This window comes from Erythrobacter litoralis (assembly GCF_001719165.1).
Lineage (GTDB): Bacteria > Pseudomonadota > Alphaproteobacteria > Sphingomonadales > Sphingomonadaceae > Erythrobacter > Erythrobacter litoralis.
This window is the reverse complement of the sequence record NZ_CP017057.1, coordinates 2,115,657-2,138,547: the sequence shown is the minus strand read 5'-3', so window position 1 is coordinate 2,138,547 and position 22,891 is coordinate 2,115,657. Positions and strand designations below refer to the sequence as shown.

Genomic DNA, 22,891 nt, shown 5'->3' with positions numbered 1-22,891 from the left:
GGGGCGGCATCAGGGGATCGATGCCGCCCCTTTCTTTTGCTGCGCTCTCAAGCGAGCAGGTCGACGATGGTCCCGGCCCCTTCGGCTTCGGCCATGCGCCACACCTCATGGGCGGCGGCGAGATCCTGCGCGGCGACGCCGAGGGATTTGTAGCAGGTGATATCGGCAGGCGATGTCCGGCCGAGTGCGGGGTCCTCGGCCACTTCGCCGATCTCGGCCAGGATGTGGGCCTCGCTGACGGCCCCCGCGCGAATCGCGCCGAGCAATTCGCCCGCCGCCGCCATCGCCGCATCGCGGTAATCGACATAGAAGCGCGTCCGCTTGACCGCGTCCGTGTCGATTTCGGCGGTGGTGGGAATGGCCGAGCCGACGAGGTTGATATGCTGGCCCGGTTCGAGATCGGTTCCGGCAAGAACCGGCTCCTTCGCCGAGGTCGTGGTGCATACGATGTCCGCGCCCGCGACGGCCTGCGCGACGCTGGGCGCGGTTTCGACCGGCAGGGCGAAGCGCTGGCCTGCTTCCTTCGCGAACGCCGCCGCGCGGCCCGCATCGCGCCCCCAGACGCGCACGCTCTCGATTGCGCGCACCGCCTGCATCGCGGCGATGTGGCGCATCGCCTGTTCGCCATTGCCGATGATCGCAAGCACCTTCGCCTCCTTGCGCGCGAGGAGGTCGGTCGCCAGCGCGCTTGCTGCCGAGGTGCGGATCGCGGTGAGCGATGACCCTTCGACCATGGCGAGTGGCACGCCCTTCGCGCTGTCGAACAGCATCACCATGCCGACATGCGTGCCGAGCGGATCGCCGTGAGGGCGTTCGTATTTGCACACGAGCTTGATCCCGAAGCTCGCATCCTCAGCCTCGCCAGCGGTGCCGAGCGAACCGGGCATCAGCGCGAGCTTTCCGGCGACGCCTGGCACGGGCATGAACTGGCGGATGGGGAGCGATACGTCGCGGCGCGAGACGCGGATCATCGCCTCGCGCATCACTTCGACACAGGGGCCGACCGGCAGCAGCCTCTCGACCTCGGATTGCGGGATGATGCGCATGGCCTATCCCTGCGAACGCGGTGGAAGGAAGCGCATCTTCGCCATCACTTCCTCGACGTTGTCGGGCCGGTCGAACGGTTCGGGCATGTCCTCGCCAGGAGTGCGCTCGCGGCCGATGGCATAGAACCAGTCCTCCAGCCCCGGCGGGAAGAACACCCAGAACATCTTCATGTCGGTATCGCCCGTATTCTTGATCCAGTGGGTGCAGTTGCGTGCAAACAGGATCGTCGTGCCGGGGCCGAACTCGGTCACCTCGCCGTCGATATCGACCTCGCCCGTGCCTTCGTAGACGAAGACGAGTTCGTGGTTCTGCCTGTGCCCGTGTTCGCGCACCATGCCGCCCGGAGGCATGACCTGGATGCCCGACGAAAACGTGTCGTAGGGCATGTTGTCAGGGGTGAGATTGACATCGACATAGCCCCGGCTCGGCATCGGCTGCCACAGCGAACGGCCTTCGTCGGGGCCGACGATGACCGAGCGGCCTTTCGTGATGTGGCCGATGGGCGGGTGCGGATCGGGTTCGGTGGCCATGGGGTCCTCCTCCTCAACCTTGCAGGAATGAAAGCACGGCCTCGTTATACACCTCGGTGACGACGCGCGGGCAGAAATGGCCGCCGTGATCCAGCAGGTGTTCCTTTGCGTGCGGGATCAGCCGGGCGAGTTCGCTGGTGAAGCCGGGCGGGGTTATCTGGTCGTCCATCGCCCCGATGCAGAAAGTCGGCACGGCGATGTCGTGCACGCGGCTTCTGAGGTCGTGCGTATAGACCGCGTTGATGCGCGACAGTTCGACCTCCAGCCCGGGGAAAGCGGCGAGGCGTTCCTCCATGAAGGCGCGCGCGCTTTTCATCTGCGGCTGGAGATAGCGGCTCGGCATGGCGAGGTATGTGCCCGTCGTCAGGTAGGCGAGCGGGCCGCAGGAGATGAGGATTTCTCGCCGGGTGCGGAACAGTTCGGTCAGATAGGTGTCCGGCCCCGCCCAGCTGCACGACAGCACCAATTGCTCGAGCCGCTCGGGATGCGAGAGTGCGATATGCTGCCCGATCGCCCCGCCGGTCGAATGGCCGACCAGCCGCACCTTTTCGAGGTCCATCGCGTCCATCAGCGCGAGCACGTCGTTCGCCATGTGCTCGGCGCCGTAGACGACCTTGTCCGGCGTCGATGCGCCGCAGCCGCGATGGTCGAAGGTGATCACCGTGAAGTGATCGGCAAAGGCAGCGACCTGCTCGGACCAGAACGCGCCGCGACCGCCCAGCCCGGCGACAAGCAGGACCGGCGGGCCGCTGCCGGTGATCTCCACGTGGATTTCCGCGTCGCCGATATCGACGCGGCGCGTTTCGGTCGAAGCGGTCACCATGCCGATTTGAGCTGGGCGAAGACCGATTTCGTGTTGAGGTAGAGTTCGAGCCCGTCGCGGCTGTTCTCGCGCCCGATGCCCGATTGCTTGTACCCGCCCAGCGGCACGTCCCAGTCGGCGCCCATCGCGGTGTTCAGCCCGATGATCCCGGCCTTGACCTTCTTCGCCATGGTGTGCGCGGTGGTGATGTCGCGCGTCCACACGCAGCCGGCAAGGCCATAGGCGTTGTCATTGGCGAGCGCGATCGCCTCCTCCTCGCTCTTGAACGTCTGCGTGACCAGGACGGGTCCGAAGATCTCCTCGCGCACCACGGTCATGTCGTTGGTGGTCTTCGCGATCACCGTGGGCTCCAGAAAATAGCCCGTATTGCCATGCCGCCTGCCGCCGCTGACGATCTCGGCGCCCTCGGCCTCGCCCTGCTGGACATAGCTGGTCACCCGGTCGAACTGCTTCTGGCTGACAAGCGGCCCGATCATGCTTTCTTCATCCATGCCGGGTGCGATCTTCATGGTCTTTCCGAATTCGGCGATGCCCTTGATCACGTCGTCCGCGACGTCCTCGTGGACATAGAGGCGCGAAGGCGCGGTGCAGGTCTGCCCGCTGTTGTAGAAGATGCCGAGCGCGCTTGCCGGAATCGCGGCTTCGAGATCGGCGTCGGGCATGATGATATTGGGCGACTTGCCGCCGAGTTCGAGGCTGACCTTCTTCAGCCCCTCGGCCGCGGCGTGGGCGATCACCTTGCCTGTCGCGGTCGATCCGGTGAAGGCGATCTTGTCCACGCCGGGATGGTGGATCAGCGCATTGCCGACCGTGTGGCCATATCCGGTGACGATGTTGAGCACGCCTTCGGGAAGCCCGGCCTCCAGCATGATCTCGCCAAGGCGCAGCGCGGTGAGCGAGGTGTCCTCCGCGGGCTTGAGCACGGCGGTGCAGCCGGCGGCAAGGCAGGGGCCGAGTTTCATCGCGGCCATGACGAGCGGATAGTTCCACGGCACGATCAGCGCGGCGACGCCGACCGGTTCCTTGATCGTGTAGACGTGATGCTCGCCCGGCATGCCGATCGAATGCGTGCTGCCGTGGATCTTGTCCGCCCAGCCCGCGTAATAGCGGATCGCCCCGATCGCCGCCGCCACGTCCATGCGCGCGAAATTGATAGGCTTGCCGTTGTCGAGCGTTTCGAGCTGGGCGAGCTGTTCGGCATGGGCTTCGAGAGCGCTGGCGATGCGGTTCATGAGCAGCGCCCGCTCGCCCGGCTTCATGTCCGGCCATGGTCCCTCGTCGAAGGCGCGGCGGGCGGCTTTCACCGCGCGGTCCACGTCGGCCTCGGCGGCGTCCCCGATCCGCGCGAGGCTTTCGCCGTCGGCCGGGTTGATGACGGGGATCGCGGAATCCTGCGACGGATCGACCCAGTCGCCGCCGATCAGCATTTTCTTGTCGCCGCCGATGAAGGAGCGGGTTTCGGGGGCAAGGTCGATCACGGCCATGAATCAGTTCTCCGGGTTTTCAGCGGCTTCGAGCATGAGGCGATAGGGGCCGAGCGCGGCGGCGATCAGGACGAGACCTGCCGCCATGACGGCGGGCGCGGCGATGGCGAGGCTGAGATTGATCGCGGCAGGGTCCGCGAACACGGCATCGGTCAGCCACGCGACGAGGATCGGCCCGGCCGAATAGCCGAGCAGGTTGGCGACCAGCAGGTAGACCGCGATCACCTGCGCGCGCATGCGGTTGGGGGTGATGAGCGGGAAGGTCGCGACACCCGCGCCGAACGGGACGGTTCCGAAAGCGAGCACCGCGGCGAGCAGAGCGAGCGCAAGCCCGCCGCCCTCGACCAGCGGAAAGGCGGCGGCAAAAGGCAGGGCGACCACGATCGCCGCCATCGACAGTTTTAGCGTCGCATCGCGCACTCCGCGCAGCAACAGCCGTTCGGCCAGGAACCCGCCCGCGATGACCCCGAGCGGCCCGGTCGCCATGACGACGGGGCCGAGCGCCTGGCCGACTTCGAGCTGGGTCCAGCCGTGGCTGCGTATGAAGAAACTCGGCGCCCACGCCCCAACGCCGAACTGCGCCGCGGCAAAGCAGGAAAAACCGAAGAAGAGCGGGAAATAGACCCGGGCGTGGGCGGTGAGAAAGCCGAGGATCTCGAACGGCGAAGGCTCCTCGCCTGCGGCGGGCGCGAGCGCGTCGGGCTGGCGCGCGGGCTCGCGTACGAACAGCACGATGAGGACGAAGAGCGGCACGCTCAGCATGGCGATGCCGAAGAAGGTCATCTGCCACGGCTGGAACGTGCCCAGCGCCGTCGTGACCGGCCCCGCCGCCTCGAGCGCGGCATAGAGCGCCCCGCCGATGACCAGCGCAAGGCCGGAACCGATGAAGCCCGACCCGGTGAATACGCTGAGCGCGGCTGGCAGGCGGGCCTTGCGGAAATAGTCGGTGATCATCGAAAATCCGGCCGGGCTCAAGGTCGCCTCGCCGATGCCGATGAGCATGCGGGCGACGAACAGGATGGCAAAGCCGGAGGCGAACCCGCTCATGAAAGTCGCGCCCGACCAGCACACGAGGCCGCCCAGGATCACCCATTTGCGATTCGACCGATCGGCCACCCATGCGAGTGGGATCGCCAGCACTGCATAGAGCAGCGCAAAGGAGAAGCCCTGCAGCACGCTGATCTCGACATCGCTGAGGCCGAGATCGGCCTTGATCGGCTCCACCAGCAGGTTGAGCACCTGGCGGTCGATATAACTGACGATCGCGGCGAGCGAGAGGATCGCGACGACGCTCCACGCGCGTTGGAGCGAGGGCAGGGGCGGCGTCTTGCCGCCCTGATCGAGCGCATCGGGCGCGCTGGCGCTCGTGGGGAGGGCAGAGGGGCGTGCGGCCGCGTCGGACATGGCGCCGGGCGTAGCGCAGCGCGGGCAGTGCGCACAAAGATGCGCCGACTTATCCGATGGGCGGACAGTGCCCGGCGGCCTGTCGCGGGGCGGCGCGCCTCGGCTAACCATGGTGGGCGATGAACATTTCGGCTCCGGCTCCCCATTCCGAAGACGCGCCCGGCGCGCGCGCCCTCGTCGCAGGCCTCGAAGCGCTTCTCGGCACCAAGGCCGTCGAGACGGGCGAGGAGGAGCGCCGCTTCGCGGTGCAGGACCTGTTCTTCGAAGGCGCGATGCCGATCGCGGTGGTCTCACCCGGCTCGGCGGAGCAGGTGAGCGAACTGGTGCGCTGGTGCGCGAAGGAGGGCGTCGCGATTGCCCCGCGTGGTGGCGGCATGTCCTACACCGATGCCTTCCAGCCGCGCGTGGCGCGTTCGGTGGTGCTCGATTTCTCGCACCTCGCCCGGATCCGCAGCATCGATCCCGAGGACGGCAACGTGACCGTGGAGGCGGGCTGCACCTGGGCGGCGCTCGACGAAGCGCTTGCGAAAGTCGGCATGCGTGCGCGGTTCTGGGGGCCGATGTCGGGCGGCACGGCGACGATAGGCGGTTCGCTCAGCCAGGGATCGGTCACTTTCGGATCGGGCGAGGCGGGCGCTTCAGCCAATGCGGTCAAGAGTTTCGAGATCGTCACCGGCACGGGCGAAGTCCTGCGCACCGGGTCCGACGGCAGCGCGGGAACCGGGCCGTTCAATCGCAATTTCGGCCCCGACCTTACCGGCATCTTCGCCAATGATGCGGGGGCACTGGGCATCAAGACCGCCGCCACGCTCGAGATCGAGCCGCGTCCTGAGCGCGTCGACGGGGTTTCCTTCGCGGTCGACAGCTTCGAAGTCATGGCCGACCTGCTGCGCGAAGTGCGGCTGCGCCGCCTGGCGAGCGAGATCATCGCGATGGATGCCGAGGTTGCACGCCAGAACGCGGGCCCGCCGGACCTCAGGGAGGACCTGAAGGCGCTGCTGCGCATCGGACGTTCGGCAGGAAGCGTGCCGGCGGCGCTGTCGCGGATGGCCCGGATCGCGGCGGCGGGTCGGCGTTTTCTCGATCGCGCGCTCTACACCGTGCATTTCGTGGTCGAGGGGCGGGACGGACCTGAAATACGCAGCCGCCTCGCCGCGATCCGCGCGCTGGCGGGCAAGGCGCGCGAAATCGTCAACACCGTGCCTCTAGCGACCCGCGCCGCGCCCTTTCCCGAACTTCCGGTGACCCATCCTGACGGGCGGCGTCTGCTGCCGATCCACGGCGTCATCGCCGACAGCCGGATTGGTGCGTTCCACCGCGATTATGTCGCGCTGAAACACGAACATGCGGGCCGCATGGAGGCAGCTGGCGTGACGCTGGCCGAATTCTTCGCCGGCGTCGCGGGGGCGGGGACGCTTTACGAGCCGGTGTTCTACTGGCCCGACAGCGCAATGCTCTATCACCGCCGCCGCACGCCTGCTTATCTGGACGGCGTCGCCAGGGATTACCCGGAGAACCCGGTGGGCCGCGCGCTGGTGCGCGAAATGGTCGGCCAGATCGTCCTCCTGATGCGCGCGCATGGCGCGACCCATTTCCAGATCGGCCGGCTTTACCCCTATGCCGAGACGCGCGAGGGCGAGGCAGGGCGGCTGCTGCGCGACCTCAAGCAGCGTCTCGACCCGCACGGCATCCTCAATCCCGGGGCGCTGGGCCTGTGAGAGTGGCGATCATCGGCGGCGGGGTGGGCGGGCTGACCGCGGGAATCGCGCTGCGCGGGGCGGGATACGATCCCGTCATCTACGAACGTGCAGCCGAATTCGGCGAGGTCGGGGCGGGTATCTCGCTCAGCCCCAACGCGGTGAAGGGGCTCGAATCGCTGGGGTTCACGGACTTTCTTGCCCGCAATGCCAACGAACCGATGGACCAGTTCCTGTTCCACTGGGAAAGCGGCGAGGAATTGCTCCGCTACGACCGGCGGGACACGCGCGCGACATATGGCGCGGCCTATTACCAGATGCATCGCGCAGATCTTCTCGCGGGGCTGGTGGACGCCTTCGGGACCGAGCGCTGCGTCATGGGCGCCGCGCTGACGGGGCTGGAGCAGGGCGGTGCGACGGCGCGCATCGCCTTTGCCGACGGGAACGAGGTCGAGGCCGACATCGTGATCGCCGCCGACGGTCTTCGCTCGGCCGTGCGCGAAATGCTTTTCGACCCCGGCCAGCCGCGCTTCAGCGGCCATGTCGCGTGGCGCGCGCTCGTTCCGGGCGACCGGCTCTCGCCCCGCGCGAGCGAAGCTTCGAGCATCAACCATATCGGGCCGGGACAGAACCTCGTCACCTATCCGGTGCGCGGCCGCAGCCTTGTCAACGTCGTCGCCCTGACGCGGGCCGAGGGCTGGACCGAGGAAAGCTGGAACGCGCGCGCTGCGCCTGCCGAACTCGCCGCTCTGTTCGGCGGCTGGGCCGATTACGTCGGCGAGGTGATCGCCGCCATCCCCGGGGATGCGCTCTATCGCTGGGGCCTGTTCGTGCGTGAGCCGCTGGTATCGTGGGTGAAGGGCCGCATCGCGCTGCTTGGCGATGCGGCGCATCCGATGCTGCCCTATATGGGGCAGGGGGCAAGCTCGACGATCGAGGATGCGGTGGTGCTGGGACGATGTTTCGCTGCGGCGGCGGACCCGCTCGAGGCGCTGCGTCTCTACGAAACCGCGCGGATCGAGCGAGCATGCTTCCTCCAGGCCGAAAGCAATGTCGGCGGGGACCGGCTGCAGGCGCTCGATCCCTATGCCCTGCGCGACAACCCGCCCAAGAACGAGGACGCGCTCGGAATCTTCAGCTACGATCCCGCGCGCGTCGAGCTTGCCTAGGCAGGCTTGGTCGCAACCAGCGATTGCAGGAAGGTGTTGCTGAGCGCAGGCCCGTCGGCGACCTCGAAGCCCGCTTCCTCGATGATCCCGCGGAAATCGGCGGCGACGAAATCGGGCGAATAGGGCTCGCAATTGTTGCGGCTGTCATAGTCGACGAGGAAGCGGGTCGAGGCGCTGACCTGGCCCTTGTCGTTGCTCGGGAATTCGTAGATCGTGAACGTCCCGCCCGGGCGCAGCACGCGGTAGGTCTCGGCGATGATTTCGCGCATCTTCTGAACCGGCACCTCGTGAAAGAGGATGTAGCTCAGCACCATGTCGAAGGACGCATCGGCAAAGCCGTTATCCTCGGCCAGCGCCTGTTTGAAATGCACCTCCTTGCCGTGATCGACCGCGCGCGCATGGGCATAGCGCACCAACGGTTCGCCGACATCGAGGCCCCAGATTTCGGCATCGGGATACAGGTCCTTTAGCAGCGTCGTCGCCTGCCCGATCGAACAGCCGATATCGAGCGCGCGCGCGACCTTTCCGTCAGCAGGCGGCGTTGCGCGCTCGGCCAGTTCGCGGTGGAGTTCGTCCTGGTCGTTGAAGCCTTCGTAGAAGACCTTGGTCCCGTAGTGATAGACCACGCCGCCCAGCGGGTCGTCGGTATAGCCGCCCGGCTGGCAGTGGATCTCGCGGCGGGTGTATTCCGGCGGCACGAATTCGGGATCGATATGGAGCCGTTCGGGATGCTCGGCCGCGGCCCGGTCCATCCACGCCATCAGACCGCCCGCATCGCGAAAGAAGCTTTCGCGCGTGCGGCGCCACATCATTTCCTGCTGGGTGCGCACGAAGCGCTGGAAGGTCGGCGTGACCGGGTTCTCCGCGAAGATGCGCTGGATTTCGGTCAGCGGCACATTGCCCCCCTCGGCCTTGACCGCGCCGTTTTCCATGGCCTGCGCGAGCCGGGTCTCGCCGTGTTCGGCGACCTTGGGGAACATCTGCTGGATCGCCAGCCGGCGGAAGGAGGTGATGAATTCGAGATAGCTCTCATCTGCGAGCGTGGTGGGGCGGGGGGTGACCCCGATCGATCCGCGATTCATGTGTCGTCTCCTGTCTGGGGCTGCGCAGCGAGCCCGGCGGGACCGCGCGGGGTGGGGCGGCGCAGGAAGGCGCCGAACACCCGGTTGACGAGCGCCATGCGCTCCTTTTCGCGCCGGGCGATCTCTTCCGGCTCTGGCACATGCGCCTCGATCGCACCGCTCACCTCGATGCCCTTTTCGGCAAGGACCGTTTCCAGCACGGTGACCCGGTCGTGATAGGTCCACACGGCGGCCGACAATTCGAGCAGCGCATCGAGGATGTTGTCGATCACGACATCGTCGAAATAGGCCTTGCCCTGCCCGCCGATTTCCTCGCCGAGAGTTTCGGGAACCTCGATTGCGGGCTTTTCATCCATGGGCGCGGCGGTCTCCTGTTCGTGAGAGCTTTGAAGCTACCAAGAAGCCCGCCTGTCGCGGCAGGCTGCTGCGCATACTATTCGCTCAACGGATAATGGCAGGCGCGCCGCCCTTGTGCAAAGGGGCGCATCCTAAGGAGAGAGCAATGACCCGGACCGAGGCCTATTTGCAGTATCACGACCGTTCGCTGGCCGAACCGGAGGCGTTCTGGGCCGAGCAGGCTGGGCGGCTCGAATGGCATCGGCGCTGGGACAGCGTGCTCGATCGCGAAGCGCGCCCGATCCCGCGCTGGTTCGCCGGTGGCCAGATCAATGCCTGTCACAATTGCGTCGATCGGCATGTCGAGGCGGGGCATGGGGGCGAAGCGGCGCTGCTTTATGAAAGCCCTGTCACCGGCGTTTCTTCGGTCGTCACCTACGCCGAATTGCAGGACCGGGTCGCCCGGCTCGGCGGAGCGATGCGGGCGATGGGGGTCGAAAAGGGCGACCGGGTGCTCGTCTACATGCCCAATTCGCCGCAGGCGGTGATCGCGATGCTCGCCTGCGCACGGATCGGCGCGGTCCATTCGGTCGTCTTCGGCGGCTTCGCGGCGCGCGAACTGGCAAGCCGGATCGACGATGCCGCGCCCAGGGTGGTGCTCGCGGCGAGCTGCGGGATCGAGGGTACGAAGGTGCTGCCCTACCAGCCGATCCTGCGCGAGGCGCTGGACATCGCCGCGCATCGCCCCGACGCCTGCGTGTTCTGGCAGCGCGATCAGCACCGCGCGGATCTCGGGCCGGGGGAGCACGACTGGGACGAAGTGATAGCGGCGGCCGAGCCGGCTGAATGCGTCCCTGTCGCTGCGACCGATCCGCTCTATATCCTCTACACCTCGGGCACGACCGGCGCGCCCAAGGGCATCGTGCGCGACACCGGCGGGCATCTCGTCACCCTGCTGTGGAGCATGGCCGGCATCTACGACTGTCCGCCGGGCGAGGCGTTCTGGGCGGCGAGCGATGTCGGCTGGGTCGTGGGACACAGCTACATCTGTTACGCGCCGCTCCTCAATCGCAACCCCAGCGTCGTGTTCGAGGGCAAGCCTGTCGGCACGCCCGATGCAGGGACATTCTGGCGCATCATCGTAAAGCACCGCGTGCGCAGCTTCTTCACCGCGCCGACCGCGATGCGCGCGATTAAGCAGGTCGACCCGCAGGGCGAATTCGCTCGGGATGCGGACATTTCCAGCCTCCGGCACGTCTATCTAGCGGGCGAGCGGACCGATCCGGCGACGCTCGAATGGACGAGCGATCTGCTCGGCGTGCCGGTGATCGACCATTGGTGGCAGACCGAGACGGGGAGCGCGATCACCGCCAATCCGGCGGGTATCGAGCTCATGCCGATCAAGCCCGGCTCATCGACGCTTCCGATGCCCGGCTGGGACCTTGCCTGTCTCGACGAGGCGGGCGATCCGGTCCCGGCGGGGGAGACCGGCGCGATCGTCGCGCGCCTGCCGCTGCCGCCCGGCTTCACCCCCGGCCTGTGGGGTGCGCCCGAACGTTTTCGCGAGGCCTATTTCGAGCGTTTCCCCGGCTGTTACCTGACCGGCGACAGCGGCTTCGTGGACGAGGACGGATACCTCCACGTCATGGCCCGGATCGACGACGTCATCAACGTCGCGGGCCACCGCCTGTCCTCCTCGGCGATGGAGGAAGTGCTGGTCGCCCACCCGGCGGTCGCCGAATGCGCGGTGATCGGCATGGCGGATGAATTGAAGGGGCAGGTCCCGGTCGGCTTCGTCGTGCTCAAGTCGGGCTCGGACATGCCCGAGGACGCGCTCGCCGCCGAGCTGATCGCCGCCGTGCGCGCTGCCATCGGCCCGGTCGCGGCGTTCAAGCGCGTCCACGTCCTCTCGCGCTTGCCCAAGACGCGTTCGGGCAAGATACTGCGCAAGACCATCCGCGAAATCGCCGATGGCGAGGAACCCAAGGTGCCGCCGACGATCGAGGATGCGGCCGTGCTTGGCGAGATCGAGGAAATCTTCGCATGATCGCCCCTCCCGTCCGGAGCCTCGCCTGATGCCGCGCCCGATCCGCGCCGCGATCAGCCCCGGCGGCGGCGCGCCCCCGGTAATCGAGGATCTGCTGCTCGCAGACCCGCTGCCGGACGAAGTCGTGCTGAGGATCGAGGCGGCGGGCATCTGCCACACCGATCTCGGCGTCGGCGCGTGGAGCGAGGAGCCGCGCGTGCTCGGCCATGAGGGCGCAGGCACCGTCGTCGAGACGGGGAGCGCGGTGACGCGGCTGCGCAAGGGCGACCGGGTGCTCGCGACCTTCGGGTTCTGCGGGACCTGCCCCAATTGCGCGGGCGGTAGGCCGGCCTATTGTTTCGACGGGATCGCGCTCAATCTCGAAGGCGCGCGCGCCGAGCCGCCGCTCACCCGGATGGACGGCAGCGCGGTCAAGGGGGCCTTCTTCCAGCAGAGCTGCTTTGCCACCCATGCGCTTGCGACGGAGCGCAATTGCGTGAAGCTGCCCGGCTGGCTCGACGCTTACGTGGCCGCGCCGTTCGGCTGCGGCATTCAGACCGGGGCGGGGGCGGTGTTCAACCAGCTTGGCGCGCTTACGCACCGTCCGCTGCTGGTGATCGGCGCGGGCGCGGTCGGCTGCGCTGCGATCATGGCGGGGCGGATCATGGGCTGCGATCCCCTGATCGTGGTCGAGCCGGTCGCCGCGCGGCGCGAACTCGCAATTTCGCTCGGTGCCAGCCACGCCTTCGCCGGATCGGAGGCGGACTGGGCCGCCCAGGTGGTCGAACTTACCGCCGGAGGGGTGACTGCCGCGCTCGACACGGCAGGCAGACAGGCGACTTTCGAGGCCGCGCTCGCCGCGCTCCATTCGGGCGGCACGCTGGGCGTGCTGACGCTGCCAGGAGACTTCGCGCAGCCCGTGCCGCATCCGGGCGGGATCGATTTCCTGACCAAGCGGATCGTCGGCGTGATCGAGGGGGATTCGGTGCCCGAAACCTTCCTGCCGCGCCTGTTCGCCTATCACGGCGGCGGCGACCTGCCGGTCGACCGCCTCATCCGGACCTATCCCTTCGCCGACATCGCCAGCGCCTTTGCCGATGCGGCATCGGGCGCGGTGATCAAGCCGGTCCTGACCTTCGAGGAGGAACATTCATGAACGAATGCCGCGTGATCCGTGCCGAGAGCGTCGAGACCATCGCCGAGATCCCGGTCGTGGTGATCGGGGGCGGCGGAACCGGGCTTACCGCCGCGCTCGCCGTGCGCGATGCGGGGGCCGACGTGCTGGTGGTCGAACGCGACGGCCAGCCGATGGGAACGACCGCGATGTCGACCGGCCTCATCCCGGCGGCGGGCAGCCGCATCCAGCGCGACAAGGGCGTGGAGGATTCCCCCGAACGCTTCGCCGCCGACATCGTCGCCAAGACCAAGGGTGCGGTCGATACCGCGCTGGTCGGGCACCTGACGCGCGAATCCGCGCGCACGGTCGACTGGCTGGTGGAAAGCCACAAGATCGGCCTCAGCCTCGTCGAAGGTTTCACCTATCCCGGCCATTCCGCCCTGCGCATGCATGGAATGCCGTCCCGGTCGGGCTCCGAATTGATGGGCGCACTGGCGAGCGCCTGCGAGGATGCGGGGGTGGATATCCTCACCGACAGCCTCGTCGACACGCTTTACGTGAACGGCGAGGACCGGGTCATCGCAATCGCCGCTACCCGCCCGGACGGGGCGCGCGACGTGATCGGCTGCGGCGCGGTGATCCTTGCCTGCTGCGGTTTTGCCGGAAACCAGCAGATGGTGGCGGAACTCATCCCCGAACTCGAGCACGCGACCTTCCACGGCCATCCCGGCAACAAGGGCGACGCCATTGCCTGGGGCCGCGAAATGGGCGCAAGCATGGCCGATCTCAGCGCCTACCAGGGCCATGCGGGCCTCGCCGCGGGATACGGCATCCCGATCCTCTGGCCGCTCATCGCCGAGGGCGGGATCCAGGTGAACCGTTCGGGCGAGCGCTTCGCGAACGAGGCTTCGGGCTATTCCGAACAGGCTGTCGAGGTGCTGCGGCAGGAGGGCCATGTCGCCTGGAGCATCTATGACGAGCGGCGGCACGAGATCATGTGCCAGTTCGACGACTACCAGCAGGCGCGCTCCGCCGGGTGCCTTATCCGCGCCGACAGCCTTGCCGAACTCGCCGAGAAGGCCGGGATCGACGCCGCCGGGCTCGAGCGAAGCGTCGCCGAGACGCACCGCCTCGTCCAAAGCGGGGAGCGCGACCGCTTCGGCCGGAGTTTTGCGGGCAAAGCTCCGCTCGAGCCGCCCTTTTACGCCGTGAGGGTAACGGGCGCCCTGTTTCACACGCAGGGCGGGCTCGAGGTTGACGAACATGCGCGCGTGCTGCGCGCCTCGGGCGAGCCGTTTCCCAACCTTTATGCCGGAGGCGGCGCGGCGCGCGGAATTTCAGGGCCGGGGGCGGACGGTTATCTTGCGGGCAACGGCCTTCTCACCGCGACGACGCTCGGGCGGCTCGCGGGCGAGCACGCTGCGGCGTCCCTGGTGCGCGAACCCGCCTGAGCGAGCCTATTCGGCGGCCTCCGCATCGCCGAGCGGGCTGCGGGCAAGGTCGATCAGGCTCCCCCGGATCGCGCGCGCGGTGTCCTGAAGCGGCGCGAGATATTTCTCCGCCGCCTCGTTCGCGCTCATCGCGCTCACGAAATAGATGAGGCCGAGCGCGCCGATCAGCCGATCGTCGCCATCGAACAGCGGCACCGCGATGCTCGAGGTCTTGCCCGGGTCGGCGTTGTAGACATTGCGCACCTGCAGGGCGAAGCCTTCGCGCCGGATCTTCTGCAGCATGTAATCATCGCTCAGCAGCAGCAGGCCCATGTTCGAGGCCTCTGTCTCGATCGCCTTCCAGCCCTCGACGATGGCGTTCCTCTCCTCCTCGTCGCAGAAGGCGAGATAGACCTTGCCGGTGGCGCATTCGGCGATCGGCAGGGTGTAGCCGGGATAATAATGCGAGAAGGTGAGCGAGGTCATCTTGTGGGTCGAATCGCGCACCATCATGCGCGTGCCCACCCGCGTGACGAGCGAGATCGGCCAGCCCACGTCCTTGCACAGGGTCTCGATATGGTCGCGGCCCGCGGCGACGAGCTGGTCCTCGTTCTGGAAACCGGTCGAGAGCGTCTTGACCAGCGACGTCACGCGGTAGCGTTTCCTTGCCGGTTCCTTTTCGATCAGGCCTTCGTGCTGGAGCGTCTGCACGATCCGGCAGGCGGTGGGGTAGGGGACTTCGGCCGCGCGCGCGATACCCATCATCGATATCGGCCCGTCGCGATTGATTGCGGCCAGCACCGCCAGCCCGCGGCTGATAGCCCTGATCGGTACGCCTCTTTCCATGTCTCGCGCGTTCCCCTGTGAGGGGTCTTCGCCCCCGCACCTGACCTGCGACCCCAACCACTTGGGACCTGTGTAGAACAATTGCTCCGCCGGGGGAAGGACCCCGCACGGTGCCGCGTGTCAGACCCGGTGCGCGGCGATTTCGGCCAGGGCGCGGGCCTGTTCGTTGCCGACGATGGCAAGCCCCTCGTTGACGCCCATTCCGGGCTTGGCCAGCATCATGCTGGCCCTCGCGGCAAGGGCGATGTGGACGCAGGCGCGCGCGGACTGGTCCGTCTCCGCGCTTGTCCCGCCGCAATAGGCCCCGATCCCTGCCGCGCGTGCGGAACGGATCGCGCGGGCGGTGTCCATCAGGTCCCCGACATCGGGCGTCTTGACCTGGATCACGTGGGCCGCGCGCGCGGCGATGAAGGCCTCGATATCCGCGAGCGTGTTGCAGTGTTCGTCCGCGACCACGCGGGCCCTGTCGGTAAGGCTGTCCAGCGCCTCGACGATGGCGGCGTAATTCTCGATCGTCTTCTCGCGCGAGCCGTAATCGACCGGGCATTCGATATGGAGCGTGTAACCGGGCACCTCTTCGGCGAGGCTGGCGATGAAGCGGGCGACTTCGCCCGGATCGGTCGAAAAGCCGAGACCGATCCAGCCATAGACGTCGAAATGGAGAATGGGGCGAAAGCCCGGCTCGCCCAGCGTCTCGATACGGGCGGCCACCCAGCGCACGTAATCGATGAAGGTTGCCCCGTCCGGCCCGAACTTCCCGGCCGAATTGATGAGGCCGTGGGGGAGGACGTCGACCTTCTTCAGGATCATCGTGTCGACCGCGTTGTGCCGGTCGTCCCCGCTCTGGGCGAAGATCGGCACGGGCGCATCCGGCGCGGGCAGGCCGAGCGCTTCGGCAACGACCTCGGCCATGGTCACGCGCCGGGCATGGGCGGCGGCGCGCAGCAGGGCCTGGCTGACCCCGTATTCGATCGCGAGCGGAAGGCGGCCTTCATCGTCATGCCTAAAGGCGAAGGCGCAGTTCTCCGGCCCGGGCGCCGCTTCCATCCCGATCAGTAGGGGCACGACGCGCGCACGGCAGGCGGCTTCAATCGCCGCGGGATCGAACACCGGGTCGCGCCCCGCCGCTCCCGAATACTGGACGCTCACCATGTCGCCCCAGGCAATTGCTCCATCGTCGAGCACCAGCCCGATCCCGAGCGCGCGCGACGGCTCGCGCACCTGTCGGAAGCCCGGCGTCAGCGGCTCGCCGAGATAGGCCACGCCGTCCATCTCCCGACCGGCGCGGATCGCGGCCTGATCGTCGTAGAAGAATGCCCCGCGTGCGGGCGCGAAGATGACCCTGTCGATGCGCATGGCGCCTGTTTCCCCGAAACACGTCTGAAACTTTCGCTTCGCCCCGGACCCGGCCAAAGCCAGCGCGCCTTCGTCGGCTATCCGACTGGCGAGAGCAAATCCGCGCGTCGCTCGCCCGGGAGGCCGGGGCGCGCCATCGCTTTCAGGCATCCGAAAAGGGAGAGAAGCCAGCCATGACCGTCCCGCCCCCCAGTCCCCCGCCAGCGTTCCGCGCCGCGCTCGAGGCGCGCGAATTCTTCGTCGCGCCAGGAATGCACGACATGATGGCGGCAAAGCTTGCGCGTATGGCCGGTTTCGAGATCGGCTTTGCCAGCGGGTTCTGGCTCACCGCCTCGGCGCACGGCCTGCCGGACGTGGGAATTGCGACCTACACCCAGATGCTCGAGCGGGTGACGACGCTGGTGCGCGCCAGCGACGGCATGGCGATCATCGCCGACGCGGATACGGGCTATGGCGGGCTTCTGAACGTGCGCCACACCGTGCGCGGATACGAGGAGGCGGGGGTCGCCGCGATCCAGCTGGAGGACCAGGAATTTCCCAAACGCTGCGGACATTCGCTGGGCAAGAAGGTCGTGCCGGCAGAGGAAATGGTCGCGCGCATCACCGTCGCCTGCGAGGCGCGGCGAGGCGAGACGCCGCCGCTCATCATCGCACGCTCGGATGCAAAGGCGCCCGAGGGGCTGGATCCCATGCTCCGCCGGCTCGATGCCTATGCGAAAGCGGGCGCCGACCTGCTGTTTCCCGAGGCATTGGGGGACGAGGAGGAAATGCGCTTCGTCGCCGAGCGCCTGCCCGCGCCCGCGATCGTCAACATGGCCGATGGCGGCAACACCCGCATCCTGCCCGCCGGAACGCTTGCCGAGATGGGCTTTGCCGGTGCGCTGTTCCCGGCGACGACCGCGCTCGCTTCGGCGGCGGCGAGCATTCACGCGCTCAGGCGGCTGAAGGAGACGGGGACCAGCATCCACGATGACGTGGACCTGTTCTCGTTCGCCGAGATGTGCAGCCTGATCGGCTTCGACGAGGTCTATGAACTCGACCGCAAGTGGGAAGGGCTGGCCGGCTGATCAGCTTGGCCTGGCGAGGCTTTCCATGATCGGGGCAAGGATCGCAGCGACCAGCTTCTCGCGCTCCGCCGCGCGCTTGCCCGCGTCTTCGCCCGCCGGTTCATAGGCATCCGCCGCGCCCTGATCGAGCACGCCGTTCTCGACCAGCAGCGCTTCGAGCGTCGCGACCCGCTCGCGCGTGACCGACAGTTCCATCGCCACCGTGACGAGGCCGCGCAGCAGGTGTTCCTTGACCGGATCGTCGGTGAAGGTGGTGTGCCGGTCGCCCGCACGCGGGCCTTCGGGAAGGGCGGTCTCGCTCATGCCGGCTTGCGCCCGCCGAAGAAGTGATAGGCGGCGGGCCCGACCGCTTCGTAGGTGGCAAAGGCGTGTTCCGGATCGAAGCCCGCCGCGATCGCTTCGGCTTTCATGTCGAGCTCGGCAAAACCGCTCCAGAACGGCTCGCCATTGTGGCGCACCTGCCAGTGGTTCGTGACCTGCTTGATCAGCGGGACGCGATCCGGCTGATACGGCACGTCTAGATGGCAGACGAGCCCGCCCGGCCGCAGCAGCCGCCAGCTTTCGCGCATGATGTCCCTGACCTGCGCCTTGCTGGTTTCATGGAACATGATGATCGAGACGATGAGGTCGAAGCTTTCATCCGGGTAATGCGTCGCGCCTGCATCCATCTCGGCGAAGTGGACCGGCACGCCCGCATTTTCGGCATAGGCATGGGCGAAGCGGATGAAGGGCCGGGCGACGTCGATCCCGTGGACTTCGGCCCCCGGCCATTCGCGCTTGTAGGCCAGCGTCTGCTCGCCCGTGCCGCAGCCCATGTCGAGCACGGCCTTGGGTTCGAGATCGGGGGCGTATTTGCGCGCGACCGCTGCGACGAAGCGGCCGAAACTGTCGGGGGCGGGGCGTTCGCCCGCGGCCATGCCCTTGGCGATGCGATAAAGTTCGACCGTGCCCGAATAATTGAGCGCCGCCTCGAGATCGTCCGCGCGCTTCTCGCGCCAGTAGCCGCCGGGCTGGCGGTGGATTTCGGTCGTGGCGACGGGGGCCTTGACCAGCAGTTCGTCCGACAGCGCGATGCTCCCAAGGCTCTCGCTCTCGATCACCGCGCGATATTGCGCGACGGCACCGTCGATCGTGCGGTCGGTCGTGACCTGCACCGCGTCCCACAAAAGGTTCTGGCTGTGAAAGGTGAGCGTGCCCCACAGTTGATAAAGTGGGTGGTCCTCGACGAGGGCGGCCGCCTCGGCGCGGGTTTCGGGCGGCGTCCCGGCGGCGGGGACGAGATCATTGTCGAACAGCGCGGCGAGCCGGTTTTCGAGGTCGAAATTGACGAATTTCTTGAGCGCGCCGACAAATCCCAGCCGCGCCGCCTCATCATGGTTCGGTGCGAATCCGAAAGGCGCCTCGTCCGCCTCGGGCGTCATGACGTCATGCTTGCCCATCGACCTATCCTTCCCCGGCGCCCATCTTCGGCAGGTCCAGCGGTTCCTGCGGGATCAGCGTCGTCTTTTCCTCTGTGAACAATTCGATCGAGCCGGGAAGGCCGTCGCGCCCGATGCCCGATTGCTTGTACCCGCCAAAGGGTGAGCGCAGGTCGCGCGCCATCGGCGTGTTGACCCACACTGTCCCGGCACGCAGCACCCGCCGTGCGCGCATCACCGAAGGCAGGTCGTCCGACCAGATATAGGAGGCAAGCCCGAATTCGCTTTCATTCGCGATCGCGAGCGCTTCGTCGAGACCCTGCACGCGCTGGATCGTGACGAACGGCCCGAACAATTCGGTCTGGCACAGCGTGGTGGAATTGTCGCAGGCCTCGACCACGGTGGGGGCGAAGAAATAGCCCTTTTCCATGCCCTCGACCCGCTTGCCGCCCGCCAGCACGGTGTAGGCCGGGTCCGAATGGGCGGTCTCGCCGAATGCGAGCAGTTTCTCGAAATGCGCGGCGAAGGCCATGGGGCCGATTTCCGAGGCCGGATCGAACGGGTCCCCGACCTTGAGCGCCTTCGTGCGCGCCGTGAAGCGCGCGGTGAATTCATCCGCCACGCTTTCCTCGACGAGGATGCGCGATCCAGCGAGGCACTGTTCACCGTTCCCGGCGAAAATGCCCATGAGCGATCCGTCGACCGCGCGTTCGAGGTCGGCCGAGGCGAGGATGATGTTCGCCGATTTCCCGCCGAGTTCGAGGCCGACCTTCTTGAGACTGCCTGCGGCCGAAGCCATGATCCGCTTGCCCGTCTCGGTCCCGCCGATGAAGCCGACCACGTCGACGCCCGGATGGCTCACCAGCGCATTGCCGATCCCCGGCCCGGTCCCGCAGGCGACCTGCACGACGCCATCGGGCACGCCTGCCTCGCGCACCAGTTCGGCCAGCCTAAGCACCGCGAGCGGGGCGTATTCGGAAGGCTTCAGGATCACCGAATTGCCGAGCGAAAGCGCCGCGGCAAGCTTCATCGAGGCGAGCACGAGCGGCGCGTTCCACGGCGCGATCAGCACCGCGACGCCAACGGGCTCGCGCGTGACGATCGAAAGATAGCGCCCCGACTGTTCGTAGCTTTCCCCCGAATGGCCGGCGAGAAGGTCCGCGAAGAAGGTGAAGTTTTCCGCCGTGCGCGCGACATGCATACCGCGCGATTGCGAGATGACGATCGAGGTTTCTAGCGTCTGCAGCCGGGCGAGTTCATCGGCATGATCGCGCACCAGCGCGCTGACCCGCCGCAGCGTCGCGGCACGCTCGGTCACGGGCATCGAGCGCCACGGTCCGGTTTCGAAAGCATCGCGCGCGGCGGCGACAAGCGCATCGGCCTCGCCAGGAGCGGTATGCGGCACGAAGGCGAATGGCTCTTCTCTGGCTGCGTAAACCAGCGTCTGACCTTCGCCTGTGCCGGGCGCGTCAAGGGCCGGGGCGGGCAGGGCGAGGTCAGCGGCTTCGGGCGGGCGGGCGAAAGCTGCGCCTCGCGACAGATCCGGCTTGGTCATTTCGTTCATGGTCGTCGCTTCCTGACCGCTCGCATCAGGCGGGGCAGCCATCTACGCGCCGCCTGTTCGCGCAGCGGATAGCACGGCCAAGGCGATTTGGGAAAAGGCGCGGCTCTGCCTCTCTTGCCATGGGCCTTTCGCGCTTTGGCGCGCGGGGGCATAGTCGCACGGCAAAGGGGATGCGCCATGAGTGATGTCGACGGGCTGAAGCAGGATCTGCGCGCGGCGATCGATGCCTGCCAGAGCGACGGGACCTATGACGACGCGACCTTCGATCGGATCCATGCGCTGATCGGGGAGCTTGTCCCGCTGACGCCGGTCCCGCGCCCGCTCGACCGGCAGGATTTCGTCGCTTCGCCCTGGGCTTCGCATTTCGCCCAGTTCGGTCCGCGCCACACGGCGGGCAAGCCCATCCGGCATGTCTCGTCCCTGAAATTGCAGAGCTTCAACACGTTCGGCGACGTGCCCGTCAAGGTCCACGAGATCGACCAGGAAATCCGCGTCGAAGGCCGCCATTACAACAACGTGACCGAGATCACGACGCCAGACGAGGCGCATTCGGCGCGGCTGATCGTGTGGGGCCGCTATGACATCGCGCAGGACCAGCCGCAGCGCTATTCGGTCGAATTCTACGCGGTCGAAATCGTCCCGCCCGAAGGCGTGAGCTCCGAGGACCTTCGCGAACAGTTCGGGCTGGAGCCGGGCAGCGACCTGCGCCGCGAACTGAAGCCGCCGAAACTCCATTCCGACGTCGTCTATTGCGACGAGGACATGCGGATCAATTTCGGCAGCATGGGCGGGGTCTACGTGATGAATCGCAGGGCAGGTCCGGGCAAGTCGGTCAGCTTTTCGTGACCGAGGCGGCCGCCCCGCTCGCGCCCCAAGCTTCCGCTCCGGGGCAAAGGGGCGCCGTTCCGGTCGGCACTCTGGCGCAGATCACCTGGGCTTCCGGCTCCTTTGCAACTGGCGCGCTGTTCAACGCCATGGCGCTGTTCGCGCTGTTCGTGATGACGAGCTTTCTCGGCATCTCGCCGGCGCTTGCGGGAACTATCATTCTCGTCGCGCGGCTTTATGACGGGATCATCGACCCATTGATCGGCGCGCTTTCCGACCGCACGCGCCACCGCTGGGGCCCACGGCGGATCTACCTTCTGGTCGGAGCGCTTGCATTGGGGGCGAGCTTCACGCTGTTCTTCAATCTTTCGGCGCTCGGGCTGGAGGGCACGGCAGCCGCGTTCGCCGCGACGGCGCTGCTGCTGCTCTATTCGACCGCCTATTCGATCTTCACCATCCCCTATCTCGCCATGCCGCCCGACATCGCGCCCGATTACGACGCGCGCACGCGGCTGATGAGTTTCCGGGTGTTCTTCCTGCTGGCGGGCGTTACCGCCGGATCGGCCGGAGCGCCGCTTCTGGTGGGCGCGATGGGTACGCCCGAAGCCGGCTACCGGGTGATGGGCACGGTGCTGGGGATCGCGGCGGCGGGATTGTGCCTCATCGTCTTTTTCGGCGCGGCGCGTCTGCCCGGTCCCGAGCGGCCCGGCCCGCCCGCCCGGCTCGATGCGCGCGAGCTTCTCCTAAGCCCCTTCATCGACACCGCGCGGGTCTTTGCCAATGCGCCCTTCCGCCTGCTGACTCTGGTCAAGCTGTGCCAGCTTGCAGTGCTTTCGACCGTGCTTGCCTGCACCCCCTATTTCTTCGATCTCGTGCTCGGTTTCGGGCCGGGCGAGATCGGGGCCTATTTCGGCCTTTTCAGCGTGGCGGGTATCGTAAGCGTGCCCGCCTGGCGCTGGGTCATCGCAAGGGCAGGCAAGCGCGAGACCTATCTCGTCCTGCTTGTCCTCTACGGTGCGGGCCTTGCGTCCTGGTTCGCATGGGTGCCGGGCGAGGCGGCATGGCTGTTCCACGCGCGTGCCGCGCTGATCGGAGCATTCTCGACCGGCACGCTGCTGTGCGCGCTCGCCATGCTGCCCGACACGATGGAATATGATCGCCTGCAATCGGGCGAGGGGCGCGAAGGCGTGATGAGCGGGGTCTTCACCTTCGTCGAGAATGTCGCGGGCGCACTGGGCCCGTTCATCGTCGGCCTGCTGCTCGAGGCGGGCGGGCTGATCACGGCGCGCGGACCGGACGTGGTCCAGCCGCAGGCCGTGCTCGACTTCGTGCAATGGGGCGTATCGATCGTGCCCGCGCTGTTCTGCCTTGCCGCGCTCCCGCTGCTCTATGCCTACCGGCTCGACGCGGCGATGCTGGAGGAGATGCGCGAAACGCGCGACGCGGCGCCGTAACGGCCGGAATGGCGGGCGAGAGATGTGGTCGGGGAGACTGGATTCGAACCAGCGACCCTCTGCTCCCAAAGCAAAAGACCTAGCTTTTCTCCCCATTTCTTTTTCTTTCAAAGGCAATAAAATACAACAGGTTGTGGTCGCACAGCGTTTCAGGTGTTTGCAGGCCACTTCCCTAAAGTGTAACCCCGGGTTACACCCTTCGGGTCCTCTGCAATC

At 67.2% G+C, this 22,891-nt stretch carries 20 protein-coding genes and 1 tRNA gene; 8 read left to right on the top strand and 13 right to left on the bottom strand.

The features are described 5' to 3' along the window. Nucleotides 1-47: 47 nt before the first annotated feature. The 5 genes from Ga0102493_RS10195 to Ga0102493_RS10175 are packed head-to-tail and all read right to left on the bottom strand — an operon-like array spanning nucleotide 48 to nucleotide 5,288. Nucleotides 48-1,046 carry an ornithine cyclodeaminase family protein gene (locus Ga0102493_RS10195; RefSeq protein ID WP_034900734.1) on the bottom strand — a complete coding sequence of 333 codons (999 nt, stop codon included), beginning with the start codon at nucleotides 1,044-1,046 and terminating at the stop codon, nucleotides 48-50. A gap of 3 nt (nucleotides 1,047-1,049) precedes the next feature. Next, nucleotides 1,050-1,577: a cupin domain-containing protein gene (locus Ga0102493_RS10190; RefSeq protein WP_051697499.1), complete on the bottom strand. Its 528-nt coding sequence runs from the start codon at nucleotides 1,575-1,577 to the stop codon at nucleotides 1,050-1,052. Nucleotides 1,578-1,590: 13 nt separating this feature from the next. Next, nucleotides 1,591-2,400, bottom strand: coding sequence for an alpha/beta fold hydrolase (locus Ga0102493_RS10185; RefSeq protein ID WP_034900735.1), 810 nt, complete (start codon nucleotides 2,398-2,400; stop codon nucleotides 1,591-1,593). Beyond that, nucleotides 2,394-3,884 (bottom strand): aldehyde dehydrogenase family protein, encoded by a 1,491-nt coding sequence (locus Ga0102493_RS10180; protein WP_034900736.1) that lies wholly within the window; start codon nucleotides 3,882-3,884, stop codon nucleotides 2,394-2,396. The genes Ga0102493_RS10185 and Ga0102493_RS10180 overlap by 7 nt, the downstream gene beginning before the upstream one ends. A 3-nt stretch (nucleotides 3,885-3,887) precedes the next feature. Continuing rightward, nucleotides 3,888-5,288 carry an MFS transporter gene (locus tag Ga0102493_RS10175; RefSeq protein ID WP_051697501.1) on the bottom strand — a complete coding sequence of 467 codons (1,401 nt, stop codon included), beginning with the start codon at nucleotides 5,286-5,288 and terminating at the stop codon, nucleotides 3,888-3,890. A gap of 119 nt (nucleotides 5,289-5,407) precedes the next feature. On the opposite strand from Ga0102493_RS10175, the gene Ga0102493_RS10170 reads away from it, so the two are divergent. Next, on the top strand, nucleotides 5,408-7,006 hold the full coding sequence (locus tag Ga0102493_RS10170; RefSeq protein ID WP_034900737.1) for an FAD-binding oxidoreductase: 1,599 nt from the start codon (nucleotides 5,408-5,410) through the stop codon (nucleotides 7,004-7,006). 2 nt (nucleotides 7,007-7,008) lie between these two features. Then, nucleotides 7,009-8,154, top strand: coding sequence for an FAD-dependent monooxygenase (locus Ga0102493_RS10165; RefSeq protein WP_051697503.1), 1,146 nt, complete (start codon nucleotides 7,009-7,011; stop codon nucleotides 8,152-8,154). On the opposite strand, the gene Ga0102493_RS10160 is transcribed toward Ga0102493_RS10165, so the two are convergent. Together Ga0102493_RS10160 and Ga0102493_RS10155 are read right to left on the bottom strand one after the other, a co-directional pair. Further along, nucleotides 8,151-9,236, bottom strand: a complete 1,086-nt coding sequence (locus tag Ga0102493_RS10160) for a class I SAM-dependent methyltransferase (RefSeq protein WP_051697504.1) — start codon at nucleotides 9,234-9,236, stop codon at nucleotides 8,151-8,153. The two genes, Ga0102493_RS10165 and Ga0102493_RS10160, sit on opposite strands and share 4 nt — an antisense overlap. Next, on the bottom strand, nucleotides 9,233-9,592 hold the full coding sequence (locus Ga0102493_RS10155) for a hypothetical protein (RefSeq protein ID WP_034900739.1): 360 nt from the start codon (nucleotides 9,590-9,592) through the stop codon (nucleotides 9,233-9,235). The genes Ga0102493_RS10160 and Ga0102493_RS10155 overlap by 4 nt, the downstream gene beginning before the upstream one ends. A gap of 146 nt (nucleotides 9,593-9,738) precedes the next feature. Between Ga0102493_RS10155 and Ga0102493_RS10150 the strand changes: the two genes are divergently transcribed. The 3 genes from Ga0102493_RS10150 to Ga0102493_RS10140 are packed head-to-tail and all read left to right on the top strand — an operon-like array spanning nucleotide 9,739 to nucleotide 14,166. Continuing rightward, a complete protein-coding gene (locus Ga0102493_RS10150) occupies nucleotides 9,739-11,619 on the top strand; it encodes an AMP-binding protein (RefSeq protein WP_034900741.1) in 1,881 nt (626 codons plus the stop codon). A gap of 28 nt (nucleotides 11,620-11,647) precedes the next feature. Further along, nucleotides 11,648-12,754 carry an NAD(P)-dependent alcohol dehydrogenase gene (locus Ga0102493_RS10145; protein ID WP_034900743.1) on the top strand — a complete coding sequence of 369 codons (1,107 nt, stop codon included), beginning with the start codon at nucleotides 11,648-11,650 and terminating at the stop codon, nucleotides 12,752-12,754. Further along, nucleotides 12,751-14,166, top strand: a complete 1,416-nt coding sequence (locus Ga0102493_RS10140) for an FAD-dependent oxidoreductase (protein WP_034900745.1) — start codon at nucleotides 12,751-12,753, stop codon at nucleotides 14,164-14,166. The genes Ga0102493_RS10145 and Ga0102493_RS10140 overlap by 4 nt, the downstream gene beginning before the upstream one ends. Nucleotides 14,167-14,172: 6 nt before the next feature. Here Ga0102493_RS10140 and Ga0102493_RS10135 read toward each other — a convergent pair whose 3' ends face one another. Together Ga0102493_RS10135 and Ga0102493_RS10130 are read right to left on the bottom strand one after the other, a co-directional pair. After that, the gene (locus tag Ga0102493_RS10135) at nucleotides 14,173-14,991 is read right to left on the bottom strand and encodes an IclR family transcriptional regulator domain-containing protein (RefSeq protein ID WP_034900748.1); all 819 of its coding nucleotides are present in this window, start codon (nucleotides 14,989-14,991) and stop codon (nucleotides 14,173-14,175) included. Between the two features lie 120 nt (nucleotides 14,992-15,111). Next, on the bottom strand, nucleotides 15,112-16,347 hold the full coding sequence (locus Ga0102493_RS10130) for a methylaspartate ammonia-lyase (RefSeq protein ID WP_034900750.1): 1,236 nt from the start codon (nucleotides 16,345-16,347) through the stop codon (nucleotides 15,112-15,114). 173 nt (nucleotides 16,348-16,520) lie between these two features. On the opposite strand from Ga0102493_RS10130, the gene Ga0102493_RS10125 reads away from it, so the two are divergent. Further along, nucleotides 16,521-17,414 (top strand): isocitrate lyase/PEP mutase family protein, encoded by an 894-nt coding sequence (locus Ga0102493_RS10125; protein WP_034900752.1) that lies wholly within the window; start codon nucleotides 16,521-16,523, stop codon nucleotides 17,412-17,414. Here the strand turns inward: Ga0102493_RS10125 and Ga0102493_RS10120 are convergent, their stop codons facing one another. Genes Ga0102493_RS10120 through Ga0102493_RS10110 form a run of 3 tightly spaced genes read right to left on the bottom strand, consistent with a single transcriptional unit; the run spans nucleotide 17,415 to nucleotide 20,438 of the window. Continuing rightward, complete coding sequence (locus Ga0102493_RS10120; protein ID WP_034900754.1) at nucleotides 17,415-17,717, bottom strand: hypothetical protein; 303 nt, start codon at nucleotides 17,715-17,717, stop codon at nucleotides 17,415-17,417. Continuing rightward, nucleotides 17,714-18,853, bottom strand: a complete 1,140-nt coding sequence (locus Ga0102493_RS10115; protein WP_051697506.1) for a class I SAM-dependent methyltransferase — start codon at nucleotides 18,851-18,853, stop codon at nucleotides 17,714-17,716. Before Ga0102493_RS10115 ends, Ga0102493_RS10120 begins: the two co-directional genes overlap by 4 nt. Nucleotides 18,854-18,857: 4 nt before the next feature. Further along, a complete protein-coding gene (locus tag Ga0102493_RS10110) occupies nucleotides 18,858-20,438 on the bottom strand; it encodes an aldehyde dehydrogenase family protein (RefSeq protein WP_051697508.1) in 1,581 nt (526 codons plus the stop codon). 135 nt (nucleotides 20,439-20,573) lie between these two features. On the opposite strand from Ga0102493_RS10110, the gene Ga0102493_RS10105 reads away from it, so the two are divergent. Then, a complete protein-coding gene (locus Ga0102493_RS10105; protein WP_034900755.1) occupies nucleotides 20,574-21,242 on the top strand; it encodes a PAP/fibrillin family protein in 669 nt (222 codons plus the stop codon). Next, nucleotides 21,239-22,675, top strand: a complete 1,437-nt coding sequence (locus Ga0102493_RS10100) for an MFS transporter (protein ID WP_034900757.1) — start codon at nucleotides 21,239-21,241, stop codon at nucleotides 22,673-22,675. The genes Ga0102493_RS10105 and Ga0102493_RS10100 overlap by 4 nt, the downstream gene beginning before the upstream one ends. Nucleotides 22,676-22,700: 25 nt before the next feature. Here Ga0102493_RS10100 and Ga0102493_RS10095 read toward each other — a convergent pair. Continuing rightward, nucleotides 22,701-22,770 (bottom strand) — tRNA-OTHER (locus Ga0102493_RS10095). Nucleotides 22,771-22,891: the final 121 nt, after the last annotated feature.

What these genes read in the sequence shown, in the direction of transcription:
- Ga0102493_RS10125 (WP_034900752.1), top strand. Translation starts at nt 16,521, where the DNA reads ATGACCGTCCCGCCCCCCAGTCCCCCGCCAGCGTTCCGCGCCGCGCTC.
- Ga0102493_RS10105 (WP_034900755.1), top strand. Translation starts at nt 20,574, where the DNA reads ATGAGTGATGTCGACGGGCTGAAGCAGGATCTGCGCGCGGCGATCGAT.
- Ga0102493_RS10170 (WP_034900737.1), top strand. Translation starts at nt 5,408, where the DNA reads ATGAACATTTCGGCTCCGGCTCCCCATTCCGAAGACGCGCCCGGCGCG.
- Ga0102493_RS10130 (WP_034900750.1), bottom strand. Translation starts at nt 16,347, where the DNA reads ATGCGCATCGACAGGGTCATCTTCGCGCCCGCACGCGGGGCATTCTTC.
- Ga0102493_RS10190 (WP_051697499.1), bottom strand. Translation starts at nt 1,577, where the DNA reads ATGGCCACCGAACCCGATCCGCACCCGCCCATCGGCCACATCACGAAA.
- Ga0102493_RS10140 (WP_034900745.1), top strand. Translation starts at nt 12,751, where the DNA reads ATGAACGAATGCCGCGTGATCCGTGCCGAGAGCGTCGAGACCATCGCC.
- Ga0102493_RS10160 (WP_051697504.1), bottom strand. Translation starts at nt 9,236, where the DNA reads ATGAATCGCGGATCGATCGGGGTCACCCCCCGCCCCACCACGCTCGCA.
- Ga0102493_RS10110 (WP_051697508.1), bottom strand. Translation starts at nt 20,438, where the DNA reads ATGGCTGCCCCGCCTGATGCGAGCGGTCAGGAAGCGACGACCATGAAC.
- Ga0102493_RS10115 (WP_051697506.1), bottom strand. Translation starts at nt 18,853, where the DNA reads ATGGGCAAGCATGACGTCATGACGCCCGAGGCGGACGAGGCGCCTTTC.
- Ga0102493_RS10120 (WP_034900754.1), bottom strand. Translation starts at nt 17,717, where the DNA reads ATGAGCGAGACCGCCCTTCCCGAAGGCCCGCGTGCGGGCGACCGGCAC.
- Ga0102493_RS10175 (WP_051697501.1), bottom strand. Translation starts at nt 5,288, where the DNA reads ATGTCCGACGCGGCCGCACGCCCCTCTGCCCTCCCCACGAGCGCCAGC.
- Ga0102493_RS10195 (WP_034900734.1), bottom strand. Translation starts at nt 1,046, where the DNA reads ATGCGCATCATCCCGCAATCCGAGGTCGAGAGGCTGCTGCCGGTCGGC.
- Ga0102493_RS10185 (WP_034900735.1), bottom strand. Translation starts at nt 2,400, where the DNA reads ATGGTGACCGCTTCGACCGAAACGCGCCGCGTCGATATCGGCGACGCG.
- Ga0102493_RS10180 (WP_034900736.1), bottom strand. Translation starts at nt 3,884, where the DNA reads ATGGCCGTGATCGACCTTGCCCCCGAAACCCGCTCCTTCATCGGCGGC.
- Ga0102493_RS10155 (WP_034900739.1), bottom strand. Translation starts at nt 9,592, where the DNA reads ATGGATGAAAAGCCCGCAATCGAGGTTCCCGAAACTCTCGGCGAGGAA.
- Ga0102493_RS10145 (WP_034900743.1), top strand. Translation starts at nt 11,648, where the DNA reads ATGCCGCGCCCGATCCGCGCCGCGATCAGCCCCGGCGGCGGCGCGCCC.
- Ga0102493_RS10135 (WP_034900748.1), bottom strand. Translation starts at nt 14,991, where the DNA reads ATGGAAAGAGGCGTACCGATCAGGGCTATCAGCCGCGGGCTGGCGGTG.
- Ga0102493_RS10150 (WP_034900741.1), top strand. Translation starts at nt 9,739, where the DNA reads ATGACCCGGACCGAGGCCTATTTGCAGTATCACGACCGTTCGCTGGCC.